Annotated in this window: 20 protein-coding genes; 7 read left to right on the forward strand and 13 right to left on the reverse strand. The window is 40.5% G+C overall.

Features of this window, described 5'->3' with window-relative positions:
- The first annotated feature begins 68 nt into the window (after positions 1-68).
- From acnB to H3U73_RS03225, 3 genes are all read left to right on the forward strand, one after another.
- Positions 69-2,654, forward strand: a complete 2,586-nt coding sequence (gene acnB, locus H3U73_RS03215; protein WP_084551246.1) for a bifunctional aconitate hydratase 2/2-methylisocitrate dehydratase — start codon at positions 69-71, stop codon at positions 2,652-2,654.
- A 326-nt stretch (positions 2,655-2,980) separates the two neighbouring features.
- Positions 2,981-3,913, forward strand: a complete 933-nt coding sequence (gene cysK / locus H3U73_RS03220) for a cysteine synthase A (RefSeq protein ID WP_037395155.1) — start codon at positions 2,981-2,983, stop codon at positions 3,911-3,913.
- A gap of 173 nt (positions 3,914-4,086) precedes the next feature.
- Positions 4,087-4,578, forward strand: coding sequence for a prokaryotic membrane lipolipid attachment site family protein (locus H3U73_RS03225; protein WP_084564387.1), 492 nt, complete (start codon positions 4,087-4,089; stop codon positions 4,576-4,578).
- 131 nt (positions 4,579-4,709) lie between these two features.
- Here the strand turns inward: H3U73_RS03225 and H3U73_RS10735 are convergent, their stop codons facing one another.
- The 5 genes from H3U73_RS10735 to H3U73_RS03245 all read right to left on the reverse strand — a co-directional run bounded on the left by H3U73_RS10735 (position 4,710) and on the right by H3U73_RS03245 (position 8,611).
- Positions 4,710-4,838 (reverse strand): hypothetical protein, encoded by a 129-nt coding sequence (locus H3U73_RS10735; protein WP_255516528.1) that lies wholly within the window; start codon positions 4,836-4,838, stop codon positions 4,710-4,712.
- A gap of 226 nt (positions 4,839-5,064) precedes the next feature.
- Positions 5,065-5,496 carry a carboxymuconolactone decarboxylase family protein gene (locus H3U73_RS03230; RefSeq protein WP_037476433.1) on the reverse strand — a complete coding sequence of 144 codons (432 nt, stop codon included), beginning with the start codon at positions 5,494-5,496 and terminating at the stop codon, positions 5,065-5,067.
- A 463-nt stretch (positions 5,497-5,959) separates the two neighbouring features.
- Positions 5,960-6,451: a peptidylprolyl isomerase gene (locus tag H3U73_RS03235; RefSeq protein WP_198190032.1), complete on the reverse strand. Its 492-nt coding sequence runs from the start codon at positions 6,449-6,451 to the stop codon at positions 5,960-5,962.
- Between the two features lie 53 nt (positions 6,452-6,504).
- Positions 6,505-7,485, reverse strand: a complete 981-nt coding sequence (locus tag H3U73_RS03240) for a class 1 fructose-bisphosphatase (protein ID WP_198190033.1) — start codon at positions 7,483-7,485, stop codon at positions 6,505-6,507.
- Positions 7,486-7,762: 277 nt separating this feature from the next.
- Positions 7,763-8,611 (reverse strand): 23S rRNA (adenine(2030)-N(6))-methyltransferase RlmJ, encoded by an 849-nt coding sequence (locus H3U73_RS03245; RefSeq protein WP_198190034.1) that lies wholly within the window; start codon positions 8,609-8,611, stop codon positions 7,763-7,765.
- A 185-nt stretch (positions 8,612-8,796) separates the two neighbouring features.
- On the opposite strand from H3U73_RS03245, the gene H3U73_RS03250 reads away from it, so the two are divergent.
- Positions 8,797-9,483, forward strand: coding sequence for a glutathione S-transferase family protein (locus H3U73_RS03250; RefSeq protein ID WP_198190035.1), 687 nt, complete (start codon positions 8,797-8,799; stop codon positions 9,481-9,483).
- A 59-nt stretch (positions 9,484-9,542) separates the two neighbouring features.
- Here H3U73_RS03250 and H3U73_RS03255 read toward each other — a convergent pair whose 3' ends face one another.
- The 7 genes from H3U73_RS03255 to H3U73_RS03285 form a co-directional block, all read right to left on the reverse strand.
- Positions 9,543-10,604, reverse strand: coding sequence for a hypothetical protein (locus tag H3U73_RS03255; RefSeq protein WP_198190036.1), 1,062 nt, complete (start codon positions 10,602-10,604; stop codon positions 9,543-9,545).
- A gap of 216 nt (positions 10,605-10,820) precedes the next feature.
- Positions 10,821-11,270, reverse strand: a complete 450-nt coding sequence (mscL, locus tag H3U73_RS03260) for a large conductance mechanosensitive channel protein MscL (RefSeq protein ID WP_025330856.1) — start codon at positions 11,268-11,270, stop codon at positions 10,821-10,823.
- Between the two features lie 269 nt (positions 11,271-11,539).
- Positions 11,540-11,884 (reverse strand): hypothetical protein, encoded by a 345-nt coding sequence (locus H3U73_RS03265; protein WP_078475777.1) that lies wholly within the window; start codon positions 11,882-11,884, stop codon positions 11,540-11,542.
- 267 nt (positions 11,885-12,151) lie between these two features.
- A complete protein-coding gene (gene fabI, locus H3U73_RS03270; protein WP_078475778.1) occupies positions 12,152-12,961 on the reverse strand; it encodes an enoyl-ACP reductase FabI in 810 nt (269 codons plus the stop codon).
- A gap of 149 nt (positions 12,962-13,110) precedes the next feature.
- A complete protein-coding gene (gene trxB / locus H3U73_RS03275; RefSeq protein WP_084586802.1) occupies positions 13,111-14,067 on the reverse strand; it encodes a thioredoxin-disulfide reductase in 957 nt (318 codons plus the stop codon).
- A 133-nt stretch (positions 14,068-14,200) separates the two neighbouring features.
- Positions 14,201-14,392, reverse strand: coding sequence for a zinc-finger domain-containing protein (locus H3U73_RS03280; protein ID WP_037395126.1), 192 nt, complete (start codon positions 14,390-14,392; stop codon positions 14,201-14,203).
- Positions 14,393-14,484: 92 nt separating this feature from the next.
- Entirely contained in the window at positions 14,485-15,408 is a 924-nt protein-coding gene (locus H3U73_RS03285) for a branched-chain amino acid transaminase (RefSeq protein ID WP_041879414.1), read from the reverse strand.
- Positions 15,409-15,737: 329 nt separating this feature from the next.
- Between H3U73_RS03285 and H3U73_RS03290 the strand changes: the two genes are divergently transcribed.
- The 3 genes from H3U73_RS03290 (at position 15,738) to pyrF (ending at position 18,219) form a co-directional block, all read left to right on the forward strand.
- The gene (locus H3U73_RS03290; protein ID WP_198190037.1) at positions 15,738-16,079 is read left to right on the forward strand and encodes a lipopolysaccharide assembly LapA domain-containing protein; all 342 of its coding nucleotides are present in this window, start codon (positions 15,738-15,740) and stop codon (positions 16,077-16,079) included.
- 1 nt (position 16,080) lies between these two features.
- Entirely contained in the window at positions 16,081-17,265 is a 1,185-nt protein-coding gene (lapB, locus tag H3U73_RS03295) for a lipopolysaccharide assembly protein LapB (RefSeq protein ID WP_084551214.1), read from the forward strand.
- Positions 17,266-17,490: 225 nt separating this feature from the next.
- A complete protein-coding gene (gene pyrF / locus H3U73_RS03300; RefSeq protein WP_198190038.1) occupies positions 17,491-18,219 on the forward strand; it encodes an orotidine-5'-phosphate decarboxylase in 729 nt (242 codons plus the stop codon).
- 76 nt (positions 18,220-18,295) lie between these two features.
- Here pyrF and ubiM read toward each other — a convergent pair whose 3' ends face one another.
- Positions 18,296-19,510: a 5-demethoxyubiquinol-8 5-hydroxylase UbiM gene (gene ubiM / locus H3U73_RS03305; protein ID WP_174830195.1), complete on the reverse strand. Its 1,215-nt coding sequence runs from the start codon at positions 19,508-19,510 to the stop codon at positions 18,296-18,298.
- Between the last annotated feature and the right edge of the window lie 136 nt (positions 19,511-19,646).

Here is a 19,646-nt window from a genome sequence, read left to right on the forward strand (position 1 = left end):
TTGCATTGGGAATGCATAATAAATTTACAAGAAAAATTTAAAAAACCATTACATTAAGGACATTCAAGATGTTAGAAGCCTACCGCGCAGCCGCTGCTGAACGCGAAGCTCTGGGTATTCCGCCATTGCCGCTTACAGCTAAGCAAACAGAAGAGTTGGTTGAATTGCTGAAAAATCCTCCCAAAGGAGAAGAAAAATTTCTGGTTGAGCTGCTGTCGCATCGTGTACCGCCGGGTGTAGATGATGCATCTAAAGTAAAAGCATCCTTTCTGGGCGCAGTTGCAGAGAAAACAGTTACCAGTCCGTTAATTACACCGACTTTCGCCGTAGAATTGCTGGGTACCATGCTGGGTGGATATAACGTCCAGCCTTTAATAGAATTTCTTGATAATGAAGAATTGGCTTCTACTGCAGCCAATGCCTTAAAACATACCTTACTGATGTTTGATGCATTCCACGATGTAGAAGAAAAAATGCGTGCTGGTAATCAGTATGCAAAGGAAGTGATTGAATCATGGGCTAATGCAGAATGGTTTACTGCGCGTGAAAAAGTTCCGGAAAAAATCACGGTCACAGTATTTAAAGTAGTAGGTGAAACCAATACCGATGATTTATCACCTGCACCTGATGCGTGGAGCCGTCCGGATATTCCTTTGCATGCACTGGCTATGCTTAAAAATCCGCGTGAAGGTATTCAACCCGATAAACCGGGTGAGGTGGGACCAATCAGACAACTGGCTGAGCTGAAAGCCAAAGGTAATCTGGTTGCCTATGTAGGTGATGTAGTTGGTACAGGTTCGTCACGTAAATCAGCAACAAATTCCGTAATCTGGCATACCGGTAAAAATATCCCTTATGTACCGAATAAACGCTTCGGCGGCGTATGTCTTGGTGGCAAAATTGCTCCGATTTTCTTCAACACACAGGAAGACTCAGGTGCATTGCCTATAGAAGTTGATGTATCCAAATTGGAAATGGGCGATGTAGTTGATATTTTGCCTTATGAAGGCAAAATTATTAAAAACGGCGAAACAGTTGCTGAATTTGAATTGAAATCACAGGTAATTCTGGATGAAGTTCAGGCGGGTGGCCGTATTAATCTGATTATTGGTCGTAGTCTGACTGCTAAAGCCAGAGATGCATTAAATCTGGGGCATTCAGAAGTTTTCCGCTTGCCACAGTCTCCGGCGCCAAGCACTGCCGGCTTTACTCTGGCACAAAAAATGGTTGGCCGCGCTTGTGGTTTGCCGGAAGGTCAGGGTATTCGCCCGGGTACTTATTGTGAACCACGTATGACCACAGTCGGTTCACAGGATACTACAGGTCCTATGACCCGTGATGAGCTGAAAGATCTGGCCTGTCTGGGATTTAGTGCGGATTTGGTGATGCAATCTTTCTGCCATACCGCCGCTTATCCGAAACCGGTTGATGTTAAAACCCATAAAGAATTGCCGGTATTCATGTCTTCACGCGGTGGTGTGGCACTACGTCCGGGCGACGGCATTATTCATTCTTGGCTAAACCGCATGCTGCTACCCGATATGGTAGGTACTGGTGGTGATTCACATACACGCTTTCCGTTGGGTATTTCATTCCCCGCTGGTTCCGGTCTGGTAGCTTTTGCTGCTGCAACCGGTGTTATGCCGCTGGATATGCCGGAGTCAGTACTGGTACGCTTCTCCGGTAAAATGCAGCCGGGTATTACTTTGCGTGATTTGGTTAATGCTATTCCCTTGCAGGCTATTAAAGAGGGGTTACTTACCGTTGCCAAGGCAGGTAAAAAGAATATTTTCTCTGGCCGAATTTTGGAAATCGAAGGTTTACCGGATTTGAAAGTTGAGCAGGCCTTTGAGCTCACAGATGCTTCTGCTGAGCGTTCAGCTGCCGGCTGTACGGTAAAACTGCACAAAGAACCTATTGAGGAGTATCTCAAATCCAATATCGTATTGCTGAAAAACATGATTGCCAATGGTTATCAGGATGCACGCACACTGAAACGCCGTATTGAAAAAATGGAGCAGTGGCTGGCAGAACCGAAATTACTTGAAGCTGATGCTGATGCAGAATATGCTGCCATTATTGATATCAATATGGATGAGATTAAAGAGCCTATTCTGGCTTGCCCGAATGATCCGGATGATGTGAAAACCTTGTCTGACGTGGCCGGTACCCATATCGATGAAGTATTTATCGGCTCATGCATGACAAATATTGGTCATTATCGTGCCGCCTCTGCATTACTGGATGGTAAATCTGATCTGCCAGTCCGGCTGTGGGTAGCTCCTCCTACCAAGATGGATGCTAAAGAACTGTCTGATGAAGGGTATTACGGTATTCTTGGCCGGGTAGGTGCGCGTATGGAAATGCCGGGCTGTTCTTTATGTATGGGTAATCAGGCACAGGCAAGAGAGGGATCAACTGTCGTTTCAACCTCTACCCGTAATTTTCCGAACCGACTGGGTAAAAATACCAAGGTATATCTAAGCTCAGCCGAACTGGCAGCCATCTGTTCAAAACTGGGACATATTCCGAATATCGATGAATATCGCGAAAATATCGCCATTATCAATGATAAAGGTATTGAAATTTATCGTTATATGAACTTCAATGAAATTCAGGAATATGTAGATGTAGCGGCTAAAGTGGATGCCTAAGATGTAACATATATACTGATTGCTGTACAAAAGGCTGCTGGTGACGGCAGCTTTTTTATTGGCTGAAATTTTTATGACAATATCAAACCTGCATAAGCTTTCTAATTGAGTAGTTTTCAAAATGTTAAGATTAAATAATTTTTCAGATTACTGTTATAATAATTGCTAGCATTTTAGCAATAATATTAATATTTTAAGCCTATATTATATATATTTAGTACGCCTATATAAATATTAATTGTATCTATCCGCATATAAATTATTTAGGCTGGTCATAATTTTCATCTAAGATAACAAAGATAGTTTCTCATGACGAAGGATAATAAATGAATATCGCCTCTAGCATCACCGATTTAATTGGTAATACACCACTGGTACAGTTGAATCGTCTAAGTGCGGGTTTACCGGGTAAAGTTGTAGTCAAACTGGAATTTTTTAATCCGGGCAATAGTGTTAAGGATAGAATAGCAGCCAGTATGATTGATGCTGCAGAAAAGGCCGGTAAAATTCATTCTGATACAGTGATTGTAGAACCGACAAGCGGTAATACCGGTATTGGGCTGGCCATGGTTTGCGCTGCACGCGGATATAAACTGATTATTACCATGCCGGAAACAATGAGTAAAGAACGGCGCATGTTATTGCGTGCTTTTGGCGCTGAGCTGGTATTAACGCCCGGAGCAGAAGGCATGTCTGGTGCCATTGCCCGTGCACAGGCTTTCGTTGATTCAGACCCGAAAAAATATTTTATGCCGCAACAGTTTGAAAATCCAGCTAATCCGGAGATTCACCGTGAAACTACTGCACAGGAAATATGGCATGATACCGATGGCAAAATCGATATTTTCGTAGCCGGTGTCGGTACAGGAGGTACCATAACTGGGGTAGGTGAAGTATTGAAAGAGAAGAAACCTGAAGTAGAAATTTATGCAGTTGAACCTGAAGCTTCTCCGGTATTGTCCGGTGGTTGCAAGGGGCCGCACCCGATTCAGGGTATTGGCGCAGGTTTCATTCCCAAAACTCTGAATACCAAAATATATGATGGTATTATTGAAGTGCCGAACGATGTTTGTTTTGATACTGCACGTGCCATGGCATCTAAAGAAGGTATTCTGGTCGGTATATCTTCCGGTGCTGCTGTATGGGCAGGCCTGCAGCTTGCAGCTAAACCGGAAAACAAAAATAAACTGATTGTAGTTTTAATTCCTTCTTATGGTGAGCGTTATCTTTCTACACCACTATTTGCAGATCTAGCCTGATAATTTATTTGCCTGAATAATGCCGAACCAGAAAACAACTGGTTCGGTTTTTTATTACAGTCATGGCTGTGTTACAATTGTAAACGATATATGTACAGCCACACGCTTAAGCTAGCTGGCTTTTAATTTTGTTTTAAGCAATATTTTCAAGCAATATACTGAGTAAACAAATGATGAAAAAAACATTAGCATTATGTGTCGTTGCAGCCTTTTTGGGTGGTTGTTCATCTGTTAAAAACCCTTTAACGGCTAAGAATAATAAAGAAGTTAAACCAGTACAGGTGGTAGATGGTACTGGAAGTAACGAATTTCATTTAGCCAGCAGTCATTGGTCTGATGTGGCACGAATCCGTGATGAAGCTACCCGCCTGAGCTTTCAGGTTTCACAGGGAAGCATGACCAAAGTTCAGGCTGCACAATTACTGGATCAGTTTCGCATTGCTCAGGTAGGGCATAACATGGTAGATGATGACATGTATGCCATTTATTTACGCAGTGTGGTTGAAAGTCAGCAAGGTTCAATCGATACAGCACAATCAAAAGCTTATATTCAGAATGCTTTATCAGGCTGGCAGCAGCGCTGGCCGGTAATGCGCTCCAAACCGGCTAATCCGGCATTCACCAACTTCCTGATGGAAGTGATGAATATGAAGCCACTTCAATAAATCATTTAATGTTATAGCTAAATACCCTGCCAAAATAGTTTAGCAGGGTATTGTTTTATTCATAGATACAGTTTCTTTGATAGCATAAAAAAGCAGCCTTTAACAAGACTGCCTGCTGTGAAAATATGGACTTAATTACTTAATAAGTTAGGCGGGATTTTAGCAGCTTGAAATAAAGTAAATTCTAAATCAACAAGATCATAAACACAGAATGGATCTGACTTCATAATGTTTTTCGCTTCTTCAAGTGAATCACTCATTACTATGCCGCAACGCTTTTAATGGCTTTATATAAAAATTTAATGAAAAGCTTTTGTAGTCCTTCCCTTAGGTATAATAAATTCTTTTTCAAGATAGTTATAGTCTGCACACTATTTGGATAAGTACTTAAGGCCTTAAAAAAGAAATTACCAGCACCTAAACTCTGATTCCTAAATAACCTACACCTTACTTAAGTCAACTATTCAACATTGCCCATAATGCACCTCATTGCCGCATAGAAATGGCAAGTCTGTTCATTCCATTCATCAGCGATATTGCAAATGTAAGGTCAGATATCTCTGTATCATTGAAGAAATTTTTTAATAACTCAAACGACTCATCATCGGCGTGGCTTGTCGATATTAGCGTTAACTGTTCTGCCCAGTTCAATGCCGCTTGTTCTTTTTTAGAAAATTGATCACTAACACGCCATCCGGCCACTTCAGATATGCGGCGCTGCGTTTCACCAGCTTTTAGCAAGGAATTTGTATGTAGATTCAGGCAATATGCACATCCATTAATTTGAGAAACTCTGAGATAGACCAACTCAATAAGATTCTGTTCAACAACGCTTTTCTCAAGGGCGACTTTCACGGCTCTAAAACCACTCATGAGTTCTGGCGATAAGTCAAAATATTTCATTCTAAGATTTTTCATGTTCTCATCTCCTTATTATCATTATTGTCTGCTAAATATATTAATAATGCAGCGGCATAACTAACTATAACATTAAAATTAATCATCATTCTTACCACAAATAATATTAATATATTTGCAATATTAATGATTTTGTTCTTTACGTTAATAATAGCACCAGTTTTATTGTCTAAAGGACCTGATGCTATTAACTTATTTTAGCAAAATATTAATCTAAAAATTTATTATGTTCTTCAAATTTAGCCAGTAATTCTTCCAACCGTTTTTTAAGTTTGAAAGTTACTATATTCATTAAGTCTTCCTTGTATTTTAATTATTGAAGTAAATCTTTAGCAAAATTTTTCATTGCCGAAAAATTTTGCTTATGAAGACTTCATTAATTATACAAAAAAGAGTTAAAAAAGCAGTTAATTGCTGTTTTAAAATGCATCAGGATTATCTAATGCATTTATTTTAATGTTATTTAAACAATTTCAGCTTTTTCAATAATTACATTTTCAACTGGTACATCCTGATGCGGGCCATGATTACCGGTTTTGACGCCTTTAATCTTATCAACTACATCCTGTCCTTCAACTACCTTACCAAATACAGCATATCCCCAGCCGTGTAAATCCGTTTTAGTATGGTTCAGAAAATCATTATCTTTTACATTGATGAAAAATTGTGCGCTGGCTGAATGAGGCTGCATGGTACGAGCCATTGCAATAGTATAGCGATCATTTTTCAAACCATTATTGGCTTCATTTTCAATCGGTTCATGAGTGGGTTTTTGTTGCATATCTTTATCAAAGCCGCCACCCTGAATCATAAAATTATCGATAACCCGGTGAAAAATGGTGCCATCATAAAAGCCTTCACGAACATAGCGTTCGAAATTTTCAGCGGTTTTGGGTGCTTTCTTATGGTCAAGCTCAATACCGATAACACCAAAATTCGTAGTTAATTTAATCATTAAAATCTCCTGAGGGGAGTAAAATAAAAAAATTGCAGAATGATCTGCAACGGTTAGTCTGCATTATGCATAGCAGTAACGTAGTCTACTTCTTCCTTGCTGCCAAGTACAACGGCTACACGCTGATGCAGGCCTTCTGGCTGAATATCAAGAATGTTTTGACGAGTGTTTGTAGCAGCCCCTTGAGCTTGCTCAACCAGCAAACTCATAGGATTTGCTTCATACATTAAGCGTAGCTTACCAGGTTTATCGGGATTGCGATTATCCTGCGGATAAGTAAAGATACCGCCGCGAATAAGAATCCGGTGCACCTCGGCTACCATCGATGCCACCCAGCGCATATTATAGTCTTTTCCGCGACAGCCGCTTTTACCTGCCAGCAACTGAGCAATATAATTTTGCATAGCCGGCTGCCAGTGCCGCTGATTAGACATATTAATAGCAAATTCAGCTGTAGATACAGGTATCTGCGGATTTTCCTGAGTCAGTTGAAACTGGTTATGTACATTCAGAGTAAACATGGCAATACCATGTTTCAATGTCAGTACCAGAATGGTTTGCGGTCCGTACAGCACATAACCACTGGCAAGCTGTTGCCGGCCGGATTGTAAAAAGCTTTCTGTAGTAAGCGCACCATCCGGTTTAGCCAATACCGAAAAAATAGTCCCGATGGATATGTTCACATCAATATTGGAACTTCCATCCAGTGGGTCGAATAACACCAGAAACTGTCCATTCTGACTGGCTGTAACAAATGAATCCTCTTCCTCGCTGGCCAGTCCGGCAATAGCTGGATTAGCAGAGAGGGTATCAATCATAATCTGATTGGATAAAACATCCAGTTTTTTCTGCTCTTCACCTTGTATATTACCTGTATGAGCACTGCCCAGAATATTATCCAGAGCGCCCAGACGTATTTCACGATTAATGTGCAGACAGGCCTGACTAATGCTAGTAATCACATCAGGCAAATGCGGTGTAACAGCATATTTTTGCTGCTGCTGTTGCAGATAATCAGACAGTAAAACAGACATGCGAATACTCCCTTTTAAAACTCACTATTATTATACATTTCTTAAGTATTATTCAGCTCGTTTAATCACTATATACATTAGATTGTATTTATCTTTGAATGATTTTTTTCAGAAAATCAATGAAATTATTCAGCGATAATGATTGAGGATTTCAACTTTAATCCGACCTTATAATTTCTTTATTACAGGCCGGATACACTCCGCATGAAAGCTTACAGAATAGCTTTAACTTTTCTCGACTAAATAACAGACTCTGCTAACCATAAATTATTTATATTCAGGCAATCACAGAGTTAAGAACGAAATGTGCACTGTCATCCTGAGCCAGTAACCGAGTCATTGCCGGTAATACCTTTTCCAGTATCCCGGGCAATGTGTACGGCGGATTGATAATAAACATACCACTGCCGTGCATACCAAAACCATCCGGGCGTGGTGCGTGTACATACAATTCTGCCTGAACAAAATTATCAGGAGCCAGTTTTTGCAGATTTTGGGGTAATTTCAGACTTTCACCACGGCTCAGACATGGATACCATATTAAATAACAGCCACTAGCAAATTTTTTCAGGGCGGTCTTAAGCGTGTCTGTTACCTGTTGGTAATCTTGCTTCAATTCATATGGGGGATCAATTAATACGACTGCACGCCGGCTTGGCGGGGGTAGCATAGATAGCAGACCTTTAAAGCCATCATCGCAAAACACTTGAGCACGATTTGGCTGTTTAATATTACGCATATTATTACGCAATAATTCTGCATCCGCGGGATGTAATTCAAACAGGCGCAGACGATCCTGTTCGCGAGCCAGAGCCTGAGCCAGCCATGGAGAGCCGCAATAAAGATTTGTATCATCTGGCAGGCAGGAGACAACAGCCTTACGGAATTGTTCTAAACTATTATCCAGATTAGTTGCAGCCAGAAGCCGCCCGATTCCCTCCCTGTATTCACCAACCTTCTGAGCTTCTTTACTGATTAGATTATACAGTCCTGCACCTGCATGAGTATCAACATAGCAAAAAGGTTTGTCTTTCAGTTTGAAATATTCCAGTACTGTCATCAGACAATAATGTTTAAGAATGTCGGCATGATTACCGGAATGAAAAGCATGGCGATAGCTGAGCATGTGCAATAACTGCTGTAGGACTGATTAATTTAGCCTGTTATTGTACCGAATTTACCGGCACGGGCAAAAAAATCTGTATTAAAGCACTTTTCTGATTTATCTTTTCCTTGAGCTAGATTACACAAGATTAAGCTGATACTATGCTTAATCAATTATAAAATATGTCTACTAAAAGAGAAAAGCGAATGAATTACACACTTTATATCGGCAATAAAAATTATTCTACCTGGTCAATGCGGCCATGGGTAGTCATGAAGTATTTTCAGATAGATTTTACTGAGCATCTGGTACGCTTTGACAGTTTTGCACCCGATTCGGTTTTTAAACAAACCATACTGCCGCTCAATCCTTATGGTACCGTGCCTGTATTAACAGATGATGATCTGATTGTCAGTGATTCTCTGGCAATTTGTGAATATCTGGCTGAGCAACATCCGGAACTGGCATTATGGCCGCAAGACTATAAAGCCCGTGCCAGAGCAAGAAGTATAGTGGCTAAAATGCATAATGGTTATAATCATATACGCCGGCATTTACCCATGAATATTGAGGCAGTGCTGCCTGAAATCGGCCAGATTATCCTGCGGGATTTTCCCGCAGTAAAACAAGAAATTGATTTCCTTGATCAGCATTTGTCATCATTTCTGGCTGTATCTGAAGGACCGTTTCTATTTGGTAAATTCAGTATTGCCGATGCTTTTTATGCACCCATGTGTTTAAGATTAAAAGGTTTCCAAATTCATACTTCAGCAATACTGACTAATTATATAAATGCATTATGTGCCAATGAAGCAGTAGCAGCATGGATTGCTCAGGCGCTTGAAGAAAAAGATTTTATTGCTATGGATGAACCTTATCGCATAAAGCGATGAAAAAGTTCTGAACATATAAAGCAGACAGCCTGATCAACTTCCGGCTGTCTGCTTTTATATTATTTATTCAGACTTTTCTTAATTTCTATAGCCAGCTGCGAATTCCACATGGCACCAGTAGCACTCATCACAGCATCAGCTCCGGCGGCACGGTAAGCCTGATAATGTTCAGTACAGCTTACACCGCCAACACCAATAATCGCAAAATGGTTTTGCAGACGGGCTCTTAATCTGGCCAGACGTTCTACCATTTCTAATCCGGCCCAGCGGATGGCATCACCACAAACACCACCGGTAGGTCGGTCTGTACCTAAAGCAGGTTTACCATCTGCATCAACCGGTCTGGCTGATAACGTATTTATAGTACTGTAGCCGTCAACTACTCCGTCCAGCTTACTTAATAAGGGGAAGATAGCATTATCATCTGCAAAATACGCTAGTTTCAGAAACAAAGGTTTATCCGGAACAGCATTTTTAATTTCTTTAGCTATCCGCTCCACTTTGTCAAAATCAAAGCACAATAATTTATTTACCCCTTCATTCGGACAGCTTAAATTAGCTTCCAGTATCGGTGCCTTTGTTTCATTTACTAGAACGGCCGTTCGGGCATAATCTTTTTCTATACTGGATTCATTACCCGGTGTTCCCTGAAAGCTGCCGATAACATATTGGCCTTTCTGCGCAGCCTGAATTGCTTCTGCCATATCAGCCTGCCAGATATCCGGATTATAAGAAGGTACGCCAAAAGAATTTGTTATAGATAAAGGCTGAGTGTACTGATTATCAGCCAGAACAGTATCCACATTAGCAGAAAGCTTACCGGCAGGATGAATAGATAGAACATTAGGCAACGGGTGGCTGGCCTGAGCTCGGCTTCGGACAGTTTTATAAACACATAAATCAAAACCATGCTTAAATGCAGCCCGAATAAAATTTGCATTTAACAAAGGGCCGGCAGGAATACCAAAAGGTAAATTAACCTTCATATTCAGAAAACGCTCAGGCTGGCTTTGAATATCAGCAGATACATTTAAATTTCTGAAATCACCGAAAGGCCCTTGATGATAATTATCTTCATAGCTTAATAAAGGGTTATAAAACGGAGTCGGGCTATTTTGCATTGTTATTCCTGTAAGTTTAAATTATTTTCTGTGGCATATTGAGTAAATATTTAATACGCACACTTATCCATTGCCTGCCTGAAAATATATATATAATTCGCTGGCGCAAAAAAAGCTACAGGTAACTTGTAGCTTTTTTCAATTGTCTCAAAAACTCAGATTTTGTTTGATAACTTGTAGTGTACACCACGTTTTAAAACAAAATATTGTTTTAAATTAATTTAACTCGGATGTGCAGTTCGGGCAGCGTTTTGCCTGAATCGGAATATCAGTACAGCATTGCGGGCACTGTTTTGTGGTGGCTTTTGGTGCAGGGCTTTTATGCAGTTTGTCGATTCCTTTGACAACCAAAAAAATCGCAAATCCAATGATTACTAAACTAATAACAGTATTGATGAATAAACCAATATTGAGTGTTACCGCACCAGCAGCCTGTGCCGCCCCCAATGTTTCATACGGGCCCGGATATTTAGAGCCACTGCGTAAAGTAATAAATAAATTGGAAAAATCTACCCCGCCAATCAGCAGGCCAATTGGTGGCATAATGACATTATCTACCAGTGATTTCACCATATTAGTAAAAGCAGTACCCACTACCATACCGACAGCCAGATCAATGACATTGCCTCGTAATAAAAAAGCTTTAAACTGTTCAATAAATTTCATGTTTGCCTCCATAGTTGGCCTGAAAATCAAGTATTTGGCTTTTTCATAGTAGCGCGATAAAGCAGGCAGTCATACCAGAGCTAAGTTATTCAATGTAAAAATAATAAAAGAAATAACTTAATTAAGAATAAATTAAGCTGGCTAAAGAGAATAGGACAATTAAAACAGATAGCTGCAACTTAAATTGTTAATCTGATTACTTTATATACAGTTTGCTAACCAGATTAGTAGCATAATAAAGCAAGTCAGGTTTTGTTTATTAGCTTGGTTTAATTTTCAGATTTCTTAATATCTGAATATTTAAGTTCAATAATAGAATATTCGCACATATCCATATAATGCATACAATGGTCAATCGCTTCATCCATGACTTTTCTGTCAGTTGCATGCGTTGCCTTCATAAATGCCCGGAAATTTTTCTTTTCCATTTTACGCAGAGCAGATGCATTACAGATATTTAATTCCTGACAATAATCATGCTGTACCTGCTGTTTAATAAATTGTTTTACTGCTTTTTTCTGTTTCTGAGAACCATCGTAATCCATCGGATGAATAAATTCAGCCTGTACCAGTGCTGAATATAATAAAATTAAAAAAAGTATGGTTTTCTTCATTATATTTTTGAATTTTATACACGAATGAATTGTCGGGATGAGAGGAGTTACATCTGGCATCAGCTCTGTTGCCATTATAAATAGAAATAATAGAATTATTCGAAATTATTATTAATAAATAGACTTTAGTGATTCAAAGCTTACATTACAAAAGCCAAACCCGAAAAAAGTTTGGCTTTGCATATACTGAGTTTTATATCAAAACGGCTGATACATAATATTTTATATACTCTAAATTAAGTTTGTATTAATAAAACTATTTACAATTTAGCTGTGATGAGTACTTACCAGATCTTCCGGTACGCCCAGAGCATTGATACTGTAACCGCCATCAACATATGTGATTTCGCCTGTGATACCTGAAGCCAGATCTGATAACAGGAAAGCAGCAGTATTTCCAACTTCATCAATAGTGATATTACGACGAATAGGATTTTGTGCAGATACATGTGCCAGCAAACGGCCGAAATTGGCAATGCCTGAAGCAGCAAGAGTTTTAATCGGGCCTGCTGAAATACCATTGCATCGAATTCCTTCCTCTCCGAGGCAGGCTGCTGTGAAGCGGATACCTGCTTCCAATGATGCTTTAGCCATACCCATTACATTATAGTTAGGTATGGCACGTACTGCTCCAAGATAGGTCAGGGCAAGAATAGAGCTGTTATGGCCACTCATTAACGGACGGGCAGCTTTAGCCAGTGCAGGCAAGCTATAAGCAGACACTTCATGTGCCGTCATAAATGCTTCGCGTGTAATACTATCCAGAAAATCCCCGTTTAAGGCTTCTTTTGGTGCAAAAGCAATAGCATGTACCAGACCATCAAGCTGTGACCAGCTTTTCCCCAAATCAGAAAACAACTGGCTGATTTCATCATCACTTTGTACATCACAGCGATATACCAGTTCTGAACCCAGTTCGGCAGCCATTTTGCGTACCCGGTCTTCTAGTTTGTCTACAACATAGGTGAAAGCCAGTTCTGCTCCCTGTTCACGACAGGCTTTGGCAATGCCATAGGCAATAGAGCGTTCAGAAATCATACCGGTGATGAGGATTTTTTTGCCTTGCAAAAAGCCCATAATTATTATCCTTGAACGTGATTTGTGTTTAGCTTAAAGGTCGCATTATAACTAATATTTACTTTTACGCGAAATATAGCGCTAGAGTAGAAACTTTAAAACCGGCTGATGTGATGACATTCAGCCGGTCAGTTTATAACAATAAAAAATTATTCAGTTAATCCGGATAAATAATGGTCTGCATCCAGTGCAGCCTGACAGCCTGATGCTGCGCTGGTAATGGCCTGACGGTATATGTGGTCTTTCACATCTCCTGCGGCAAATACGCCGGGAATGTTTGTTGCGCCGACATTGCCATCATTACCACCTTTGGTAATGAGATAACCTGTTGCATCCATATCCAGCTGGCCTTTGAAAATTTCGGTGTTGGGCTGATGGCCAATAGCAATGAATATGCCGGTTACTGCCAGAATTTCACTTTCATTATCGGCATAATTGATGCGTACTGAGTTTACTCCTTTGTCATCACCAAGAATTTCATCAACTATGGCATTAAGTTTAAGAATGATTTTGCCTTCTTTTACCCTCTCCAGTAATCTGTCAATCATGATTTTTTCAGCACGAAAGTTGTCACGGCGATGTATCAGGGTAACGGTACGTGCGATATTTGCCAGATACAAAGCTTCTTCAATCGCTGTATTACCCCCGCCGACAACAGCTATATCCTGATCTTTGTAGAAAAAGCCGTCACAGGTAGCACACGCGGAAACGCCTCTGCCGGCAAAAGTTTCTTCACTGGGTAATCCCAGGTACTTGGCAGAAGCACCTGTTGCAATGATTAATGCATCACAGCTGTAACTTCCCATATCACCAACAAGAGTAAACGGGCGCTGCTGTAAATTCACCTGATTGATATGGTCAAAAATCATATTGGTACCAAAGCGTTCGGCATGTTCCAGAAAGCGCTGCATCAGTTCAGGACCTTGCACACCATTGACATCAGCCGGCCAGTTATCTACTTCAGTTGTTGTCATCAACTGACCACCCTGTGCCATACCGGTAATCAGTGTAGGTTTCAAGCCTGCACGGGCTGCATAAACCGCAGCTGTATAACCGGCAGGTCCGGAACCAAGGATAATTAATCGGCTGTGTGTGAGTTCGCTCATGACATTTCCTTATTATTTGGGCAATACTAGGTAGGATAAATGGAGGTAACTGTACCACAATATCAAAAAAGAATTAAATTCTCCAATTTCGATTTAATAGAGTAGTTATTGGTTTGTGCACGCCTGAACAAAGTTAGTGATGATTGTCAGCAATACCATCCAGATGATATTGTTTGCCACAATAGGGGCATTCAATACTACTGTTAGATTGAATGGGTAAAAATACCCGGGGATGGCCATTCCATGTTTCATGTTCCGGGCCGGTACATATCAATGGTAAATCATGCGGTGTAATGGTTGTAACTGATTGGGCAGTATTACTCATAATTATTTCCCTTGGTTGAGCTGAGAGCTAATCATACAAAACAGGCCTGATTACAGCAAATATTGTTGTAATCAGGCCTTTTATTCAGATAATTAAATGATATAAGTCAGCCAGGATTCATATTTGGTATTTTTGCCATGAACAATGTCAAAATATCGCTGCTGAATCTCTGTAGTCAACGTTCCGCGGGAGCCACAACCAATTACGCGACCGTCAACTTCACGGATAGGTGTGACCTCAGCTGCCGTGCCTGTAAAGAATACTTCGTCTGCGCAATAAACTTCATCACGAGTAATATGCTTTTCAGTAACGGTTAAATTCATATCAGCTGCGATAGCCATTACTGTACGCCGAGTAATCCCATCCAAAGCTGCATCCAGAGCCGGTGTGTAAAGTTTGCCATCATTGACGATAAATATATTTTCCCCAGATCCTTCAGCAACAAAACCGTTTGAATCCAGCATAATTGCTTCATCATAGCCATTACGGGTAGCTTCGGTATTAGCCATAATAGAATTCATGTAGTTGCCATTGGCTTTGGCTTTAATCATAGTGATATTAGGGTGGTGGCGGGTGAACGAGCTGATTTGCACGCGAATACCCTTTTGCATACCTTCTTCGCCAAGATAGGCTCCCCATGGCCAGGCAGCCACAATTACCTGTACATCATTTTGATCTGGTGCTACACCCAGTTTGTTTGAACCATAAAAAGCCATAGGTCGAAAATAGCAGGAAGCCAGTTTGTTGGCTTTAACTACTTCAATGTGAGCCTGATTGATTTCTTCCATTGTGAATGGCAGATGCATGCCAGTAATTTTAGCGGAGTTAAACAGACGTTTAGTATGATCCTGTAAACGGAAAATAGCTGTTCCGTTTTGCGTTTCATAAGCACGTACGCCTTCGAAAACCCCCATACCATAATGCAATGTATGAGTTAAAACATGAGTTTGAGCATTTCTCCACTCAACAAGATTACCATTAAACCAGATAAAACCGTCTTGGTCGGCCATAGACATAATAAAACTTCTCCAAAATAAGACATTAAGCTGCGGTGGCCGGAACCCTGTGTTGCAATGGATAGGGCAAGGCAGGATTGATGACTAGGCAGTACAAAAAATAATGGTAACAACAGCTGTTGGACTTATCTTTAGCCGATAGCCGCTGTTACTTTATATAAAAGTAAATATTATCACTGCCTGTTTTGCTTGCCAATGCTGAAAGCTGGGGGCAGTTTTTGCTAAAAAGGCGTGAAATCGTTTAAACTGTGTTGCTTCCTCAATAATCCGGCTTGTATCTGACGTCTGATTAAATCTTCAGAAAACAGTACAGTGTAAGGTGAATAAGTATGAAAATTATTTATGCATTAATAAAAATAATGGTGTTGCTGATATTGTTGCTGCTTGCTGTAAGCAATACACAAATGACTGCATTCAATTATTTACCCGGACAAACTGTCAATTTGCCATTAATTGTCCTGTTACTGATATTTTTTATTATTGGTGCTGTTTTTGGTGTGTTTGCCATGTTTGGGCGGTTATTACGTCTGCGCAGTCAGGTCAATCAGTTACAGGCTAAGCTCGATAAACAAATTAAGGCAGCCGCTCAGGCAGTACATACTGAAAATCTTGCCACTACTGCTACTCAGTCACAATCCGGTAATTCTGATCAGAAGAAAGTAAATAATTAATATGGATAGTAATGATTTCTGGATGTGGCTGGCACCGGTTATTTTGTTACCTGTATTTTTTGCTATGGGCTGGTTTGCTGCCCGGGTAGATATGCGGGCAGTGCTGAAACAGGCGAAAGCCATTCCGGAAGGATTTTATAAAAGTCTGGATGCTCTGGCTGAGAATAAAAGTGCGGTTGCAGTACGTGAACTGGCTGAGGTTGTCGATCAGCAAAATGATGCCCGTCAAAGCACGTATGAGCTGCATCTGACATTAGGGAAGTTGTACCGTCAGCGTGGTGAAAATGATAAGGCCATCGCTTTACATCAGAAATTACTGGAGCTGCCGGAAACTATTGCAGAACGTCGTGATATTGTCGCTTTCGAGCTTGGACAGGATTATCAGGCTGCCGGTCTGGTAGACCGTGCTGAGCAGATTCTGGTTGGTTTGCTTGATGGCAGTAAAGCCAGACAGGCACGGCAGATATTGCTGAATATTTATCAGCAGGATAGGGACTGGGAAAAAGCCATTAAGCTGGCAGAAGAACTCAGTACCGGAGACCAGACTTATCAATTTGAAATTGCCCAGTTTTATTGTGAGCTAGCTCAGCTGGCTTTGTATCAGTCTGAGTACAATAAAGCACGTGAGTATATTTTTCAGGCTCTGGCAGTCAATCGCAAATGCAGCCGGGCTAATATGATTCTGGGTGATGTTGAACTGAAACAACAAAATTTTCAGGCTGCTGTAGATGCTTATAGTGCTATTGAAAAACAGAATTATGAATATCTCAGTTTGGTAGGTGAGCGTTTATATGATGCTTATGATGGTATGAATAAAGCAGCAGACGGTCTGGAAGTTCTGATTGGTTTTGCCCAGACGTTTCCGCAGCTGGATTTATCTGGTGTGATATATGAAAAGTCTTTACCTGTATATGGTGAAGACCGAGCTACCGAAATTGTTATTGATCTGGTGCGGCGTAAGCCTACTCTGACCGGAACTTACCGTTTACTCGGCGTTTTACAAAATACTATCAGTTCGAAGTGGAAAGCCGAAGTTGATATGATGCGTTCAGTAGTGGGCATGCAGATGCAAAAATCTGTGATGTACCGTTGCCGCCATTGTCATTTTAAATCTCAGGTATTCTTCTGGCATTGTCCGGCTTGTAATAAATGGGAAACATTTACGCCAAATCGTATTGATGTGTAGCTGGCTGATAAGTCTTATCAGTTGCTGAATATTTGGTTTGATGTACAGAAATTCTGCACACAATCAGTTACAGATGATTTTTTAAAATCATAATTGCCTTTTAAAAATAATATGATATTAAATTAGAGTTTAATATCATAATTAAATGATTTCTATGAATAAGTCTTTAACAATATACATATATGTATATTGTTAAAGACAATATTGAATGATGACTTGCGGAATATGAATCCATTGATGATTGATACTACTTTAATGAATCAGAAAGCTAAACCTGTCATTGTGGCACTGGATTTTGCCAATGCTGAAACAACGCTGGATTTTGTTCGTCAGTTGGACCCGGATTTGTGCCAGCTTAAAATAGGTAAAGAACTATTTACTGCTACTGGCCGCTATCTGGTTGAGCAGCTTGTATTACAAGGCTATCGGATTTTTCTTGATTTAAAATACCATGATATTCCCAATACCGTAGCCTCTGCCTGTAAAGTGGCTGCTGATATGGGCGTGTGGATGGTAGATATGCATGCATCGGGCGGTCGAAGAATGATGGAAACTGCTGCTGAAGCTGTTAGTAATTGCAGCCAGCCGCCATTATTAATTGCAGTAACGGTATTAACCAGTATGACTCAGAATGAACTGGCAGAAACCGGTATAAATTCACCTATAGATGAAACAGTTATTCATCTGGCTGAATTAACCCGGCAATCCGGTCTTGATGGGGTGGTTTGTTCTGCTCAGGAAGCATCTTTATTACGCGGACAGCTCGGGCAGGATTTTTTACTGGTTACGCCCGGTATCAGATTACAAAATTCAATTACAGATGATCAGCGGCGCATTATGACCCCAAAAGCAGCTTTAGCTGCAGGCAGCAGCTATCTGGTAATGGGCAGACCGGTAACGCAAAGTCAGAACCCGATTGAGTTGTTGCAAAAAATTAATAACGGTCTGATTTAAGCAGAAAAGTTTTGATAAAAAATAGCTGCTAACACATATATAGTTAGCAGCTATTTTATTGGTTGTATAAATTGGATTATCCGGTTAACTGTTTGCTAATCAGTTTTTTCACCGGAGGCAGATTATTGCTGATACGCAATACTAGTGAGCGCATCAGTCGGGCAGGGTGGCTGTCGTTAGTAAATAAAGACACCATAGCGTTAGTTCCGTGATACAGAATCCGGGTATGAGGCATATGCTGTCTTTGGTATTGAGCCAGTAATGTCTGACTGCCAATATCTTTTCCTTTAGAGACGGCTTCGTTAATCAGTTTGGACAATATGCCTACTCCGCTTAGTCCAAGATTAAAACCATGAGCTGTTACTGGGTGCATACCAACTGCCACATCTCCAATAAGCGCACTGCGCTGAGCATAAAATGCATTGGCATGGACGCCGACAAGCGGGTAATGATGAACAGTGCTAACCAAATGCATCTCACCTAGTTTACCTTTGAGCTGTTGGGTAATATCTGCGGCCAACTCAGCAGGAGACATGGCTAGAATGTCTCCTGCATGTTCATTATTAATAGTAACAACACAATTAGTGAGATTTTCTTCAAGTGGCAGCAGAGCAAGAGTACGCCCGTAATGGAAACACTCCAGTGCAGTATGCTGATTACTCAATGTATGCTGCATTCGGAAAACAATTACTGTACGCCCGAAATCATGAATCTGAGCCGAAACACCCAACTGGCGGCGTGTGTTGGAAAAACGGCTATCGGCAGCAACAAGTAATTTCCCTTTGATTAGCCGGCCATCATCCAGCTTGGCTTCAATTTGATTTGCATGATCATTTTTTACATCAATAATACTATGGCCAGTAATAATATTTACATTATTAAAGGCCTTGACTGCTTCGTATGCAGCACGCCGGATATTATGATTACTGATTAAAAAACCCAGTGTATTGGCCGGTTTGCCGCGAGCCATTGTTGGCTGTTCAAAATGGAGCTGATAGTTAGAATAGCCGTTAATTACTTTAGCATCGCGCAAAGGATAAATTTCATCTGGTGCAATTTTGTCCCACATATCCAACTGCTGCATTAATTCCTTTGAATAATGTGTCAGAGCAATTTCCCTGCCATCAAAAGGCGGGTGCGCCAGTACAGCCATTTCCTGTTTTTCAACTACAGTAATTGAAAGTCCTGATGGAGCTAAAGCGCGTGCCAGACTTAAACCAGCAGGTCCGGCTCCGACGATAATGACATCAGTTTCTTTATCTGAGTGTGAAGACACATTATTTGCTGCCATAAAATCCATTCCTGAATGAATATATTCAATACAGCGTTAGAATAACTGAAAATGAACTTGAATCCTATATCCGTTTGAAAGAAAGTTAATAAACGTCAAGCTTAACCCTTAAATTATTGCTCTGTTAAAATCATGG

The sequence above is a fragment of the Snodgrassella sp. W8124 genome (genome assembly GCF_016100875.1).
In the GTDB taxonomy this organism is placed as follows: Bacteria; Pseudomonadota; Gammaproteobacteria; order Burkholderiales; family Neisseriaceae; genus Snodgrassella; species Snodgrassella alvi.

What these genes read in the sequence shown, in the direction of transcription:
- H3U73_RS03225 (WP_084564387.1), top strand. Translation starts at nt 4,087, where the DNA reads ATGAAAAAAACATTAGCATTATGTGTCGTTGCAGCCTTTTTGGGTGGT.
- H3U73_RS03235 (WP_198190032.1), bottom strand. Translation starts at nt 6,451, where the DNA reads ATGATTAAATTAACTACGAATTTTGGTGTTATCGGTATTGAGCTTGAC.
- pyrF (WP_198190038.1), top strand. Translation starts at nt 17,491, where the DNA reads ATGAATCCATTGATGATTGATACTACTTTAATGAATCAGAAAGCTAAA.
- H3U73_RS03290 (WP_198190037.1), top strand. Translation starts at nt 15,738, where the DNA reads ATGAAAATTATTTATGCATTAATAAAAATAATGGTGTTGCTGATATTG.
- H3U73_RS03255 (WP_198190036.1), bottom strand. Translation starts at nt 10,604, where the DNA reads ATGCAAAATAGCCCGACTCCGTTTTATAACCCTTTATTAAGCTATGAA.
- H3U73_RS10735 (WP_255516528.1), bottom strand. Translation starts at nt 4,838, where the DNA reads ATGAGTGATTCACTTGAAGAAGCGAAAAACATTATGAAGTCAGATCCA.
- ubiM (WP_174830195.1), bottom strand. Translation starts at nt 19,510, where the DNA reads ATGGCAGCAAATAATGTGTCTTCACACTCAGATAAAGAAACTGATGTC.
- H3U73_RS03230 (WP_037476433.1), bottom strand. Translation starts at nt 5,496, where the DNA reads ATGAAAAATCTTAGAATGAAATATTTTGACTTATCGCCAGAACTCATG.
- lapB (WP_084551214.1), top strand. Translation starts at nt 16,081, where the DNA reads ATGGATAGTAATGATTTCTGGATGTGGCTGGCACCGGTTATTTTGTTA.
- cysK (WP_037395155.1), top strand. Translation starts at nt 2,981, where the DNA reads ATGAATATCGCCTCTAGCATCACCGATTTAATTGGTAATACACCACTG.
- trxB (WP_084586802.1), bottom strand. Translation starts at nt 14,067, where the DNA reads ATGAGCGAACTCACACACAGCCGATTAATTATCCTTGGTTCCGGACCT.
- H3U73_RS03250 (WP_198190035.1), top strand. Translation starts at nt 8,797, where the DNA reads ATGAATTACACACTTTATATCGGCAATAAAAATTATTCTACCTGGTCA.
- H3U73_RS03240 (WP_198190033.1), bottom strand. Translation starts at nt 7,485, where the DNA reads ATGTCTGTTTTACTGTCTGATTATCTGCAACAGCAGCAGCAAAAATAT.
- H3U73_RS03280 (WP_037395126.1), bottom strand. Translation starts at nt 14,392, where the DNA reads ATGAGTAATACTGCCCAATCAGTTACAACCATTACACCGCATGATTTA.
- acnB (WP_084551246.1), top strand. Translation starts at nt 69, where the DNA reads ATGTTAGAAGCCTACCGCGCAGCCGCTGCTGAACGCGAAGCTCTGGGT.
- H3U73_RS03285 (WP_041879414.1), bottom strand. Translation starts at nt 15,408, where the DNA reads ATGTCTATGGCCGACCAAGACGGTTTTATCTGGTTTAATGGTAATCTT.
- mscL (WP_025330856.1), bottom strand. Translation starts at nt 11,270, where the DNA reads ATGAAATTTATTGAACAGTTTAAAGCTTTTTTATTACGAGGCAATGTC.
- H3U73_RS03265 (WP_078475777.1), bottom strand. Translation starts at nt 11,884, where the DNA reads ATGAAGAAAACCATACTTTTTTTAATTTTATTATATTCAGCACTGGTA.
- fabI (WP_078475778.1), bottom strand. Translation starts at nt 12,961, where the DNA reads ATGGGCTTTTTGCAAGGCAAAAAAATCCTCATCACCGGTATGATTTCT.
- H3U73_RS03245 (WP_198190034.1), bottom strand. Translation starts at nt 8,611, where the DNA reads ATGCTCAGCTATCGCCATGCTTTTCATTCCGGTAATCATGCCGACATT.